Raw genomic sequence first — 2,849 nt, 5'->3', positions numbered from 1 at the left:
GCCCTCGCCGACCCGCTTGCTATCGCTGCCGTGCTCGGCGGACGCGAACTGGCCGCCATCTTCGGCGCCACGCTCGCCGCCCGACATCTCGGCATACCCGTGCTGCTCGACGGCTTCGTCTGCACCGCCGCCGCAGCCCCGCTGTCGAAGCTGCACCCGACCGGCCTCGCCCACACCATCGCAGCCCATGTCTCCGCTGAGTCAGGCCATCGCGGCCTGCTCGAAGCGCTCGGCCTGCCGCCGCTGCTCGACCTCGGCATGCGGCTCGGCGAAGGCTCCGGCGCCTGCCTCGCCGTCAACATCGTCCGCTCGGCGCTGGAGTGCCATGCCCGCATGGCGAGTTTTGCCGAGGCTGGCGTTTCGGAGAAGTAATTATTCATTCCCCGTATCGGCCGACAAAGATGCCGTTGTCACGACAAAGGAGGCATCTTACCGTAACGGCGATTCTCAAATAGATTTTTGTGGATGAAGAAATTTCATCCTGCCGCAGCTGCGGTGTTATCGCCGGGGCGGTCGCTGTTGTGTTCCGTCACAGCAGCTATTCAAGTCATGGCCCGATCGACACCGGCATTTTCGTTGTCTTCCTGGTCTTCTTCTGGTGGCCCATCAGCGATTTCTCCGGGGGAAAAGACGGAATTGGCGCCAGCGATGCTGCAGCCGGGGAAAAGAGCCTTGCTTTTCGATTCGGCCGGTTTCTGAGCCGCATTTTTCAACTCGGCTAAATCGCCACAAGATCCGGATAGCGCGTTTGAAGAATCACGGTCGGACAGCCTTGCCCGAGATGCGCCAAACGCGTCTCGCTTTCAGGGTCTTTCCACCAACTCTTCTAGGAATTTGGTGGGTGCGCACAGGATTGAACTGTGGACCCGCTGATTAAGAGTCAGCTGCTCTACCAACTGAGCTACGCACCCACTCGGCCGGCAAAAACCGGCGTTGGCGGGCATATAGCCGCCACCATCGGTCCTGTCCAGCCCTGCCGGAATCATTTCCCGACAAATCGACCGAGCATGCGTTCGATCAAACGAACAGCTTGCCCTCCGCCACCTTGATTGCGTTGCCGCCGATGCGCGCCGAGGCCAGTTTTCCGCCTTGCACGGTCAGTTCGAGGCGGATGCGCGATGGCCGGCCCATCTCCAGCCCCTGCTCGATCCACAGCTGTGAAATGCCATCGGTCGGCGCGTCGAAATGCATGATGGCGCCGGCAAAGGCGGCTGCCGCCGAGCCGGTCGCCGGATCCTCATAGGAAGGCGTGCCAGGCACGATCATGCGCACATGGAAGGCGCTTTCGTGGTTCACCGTCTCGCGGCAGTAGACATAGGGGCTGGCGAAGGCCCATTCGCTCTTGCGCGGCGCCAGTTCCGACCAGGCCTGGTTGTCCAGCCGGATGCGACCCGCCGCCTCGAGATTGGCAACCGGGATGGTGACATAGGGCACGCCCGCCGACCAGAACGCGACGCGGTGATTCTCGAAGCCGATCTCATGCGGCGTCAACCCAAGCGCGGCACCGATCGCCTCCGGATCGGCATCGAGCTTCAGCGGCTCCGGCAGCTTGGCCAGGTCGAACTCGGCAAAAGTGTTGCCGTCATGCTTGCTGACGGCGCACCGCACCGGACCGATGTTTTCCTCCAGCACGAAGATGCCGGCGCCGCCCTCTTCCGCCAGTTCGGCCAGCGCGATCGCGGCGCCGACCGTCGGATGGCCGGCGAACGGCATTTCATAGTCGGGCGTGAAGATGCGGATGCGGTTTTTGTGCTTGGGATTGGCCGGCGGCAGGACGAACACCGATTCGGACAGGTTGAATTCGCGCGCGATGGCCTGCATCGCGGCCGTGTCCAATCCCTTGCTGTCGAGCACGACGGCCAAAGGATTGCCGGCCAGTCGCTCGGTCGTAAACACATCGTAAAGCAAGTAATTCCGGGTTTTCATTCCTGCCTCAATCCCAACATGGGCGAAATTTAATTTGATATTTGAACCGGTAAGCCTGATCTGTGCACAGATAGGGACATTGCGCATTATAGGGGTCCAGCGTGGACCAGATTGTCAATCTGCCAAAGACGGAATCGGATTCCGCCATCGAGACGGCGCTTGGGCTCGACCAGACAGGCCGGCGCAGATCGCGCCGTCGTGGGTGGCTCTATGCGTTGCTGGCGCTGATCGTGCTCGCCGCCGCGCTTGGCCTCTATCAATGGTATGCGGGCTCGCCGGCCAGGATTGACTACACCACAGTGCCTGCCGCCAAGGCCGACCTCACCGTCGCGGTGTCGGCGACCGGCACGTTGCAGCCACTCACCCAGGTCGATATTTCAAGCGAACTGTCCGGCATCATCCGCTCGGTCTCGGCCGAGGAGAACCAGCAGGTCAAGAAGGGTGACGTGCTGGCGACACTCGACACGGTGAAACTCGAAGTCCAGATCGAGCGCGCCGAAGCTTCGGCCAAGGCCGCCGCCGCCAATGTCGAGGACGCCACGGTTACGCTGGCCGAAAACGAGAAGGCGCTGGTGCGCGCCGCCGAACTGACCAGGCGCGGCATGGCGACCGACCAGTCGCTTGAAGCGGCAACCGCCACGCGCGACCGTTCCAAGGCAGCTCTCGACAGTGCGCAGGCCAACCTCGCCATCGCCCAGGCCGACCTCAAGGCGCAGCAGACCGACCTTGCCAAGAGCACAATCTATGCGCCGATCGACGGCATCGTTTTGACGCGCTCGGTCGATCCCGGCCAGACGGTCGCCTCCTCGCTGCAGGCGCCGGTGCTGTTCATCATCGCCGCCGATCTCAGGAACATGGAACTGGTGGCGGCGGTCGACGAGGCCGACATCGGTGCGGTCAAATCCGGCCAGCATGCCCGCTTC

4 protein-coding genes and 1 tRNA gene are annotated in these 2,849 nt (G+C 62.7%); 3 read left to right on the top strand and 2 right to left on the bottom strand.

Features of this window, described 5'->3' with window-relative positions:
* Both ENZ75_RS27265 and ENZ75_RS27260 read left to right on the top strand, forming a co-directional pair.
* Positions 1–372 (top strand): nicotinate-nucleotide--dimethylbenzimidazole phosphoribosyltransferase (locus tag ENZ75_RS27265; RefSeq protein WP_206521217.1); only part of this gene is annotated, 372 nt, incomplete at its 5' end.
* Positions 373–461: 89 nt separating this feature from the next.
* Positions 462–722, top strand: coding sequence for a hypothetical protein (locus ENZ75_RS27260; RefSeq protein ID WP_063168251.1), 261 nt, complete (start codon positions 462–464; stop codon positions 720–722).
* A gap of 113 nt (positions 723–835) precedes the next feature.
* Here the strand turns inward: ENZ75_RS27260 and ENZ75_RS27255 are convergent.
* Both ENZ75_RS27255 and ENZ75_RS27250 read right to left on the bottom strand, forming a co-directional pair.
* Positions 836–911 (bottom strand) — tRNA-Lys (locus tag ENZ75_RS27255).
* Between the two features lie 106 nt (positions 912–1,017).
* Positions 1,018–1,926, bottom strand: coding sequence for a PhzF family phenazine biosynthesis protein (locus ENZ75_RS27250; protein WP_063168252.1), 909 nt, complete (start codon positions 1,924–1,926; stop codon positions 1,018–1,020).
* A gap of 101 nt (positions 1,927–2,027) precedes the next feature.
* Here ENZ75_RS27250 and ENZ75_RS27245 point away from each other — a divergent pair.
* Positions 2,028–2,849: efflux RND transporter periplasmic adaptor subunit (locus ENZ75_RS27245; protein WP_128278452.1), on the top strand; the 822-nt coding region annotated here is incomplete at its 3' end.

It is taken from the genome of Mesorhizobium sp. M7A.F.Ca.CA.002.04.1.1, from assembly GCF_004022805.1.
GTDB lineage: Bacteria > Pseudomonadota > Alphaproteobacteria > Rhizobiales > Rhizobiaceae > Mesorhizobium > Mesorhizobium ciceri.
The sequence above is the reverse complement of the archived record's forward strand: the minus strand, read 5'-3'. Positions and strand labels throughout refer to the sequence as shown.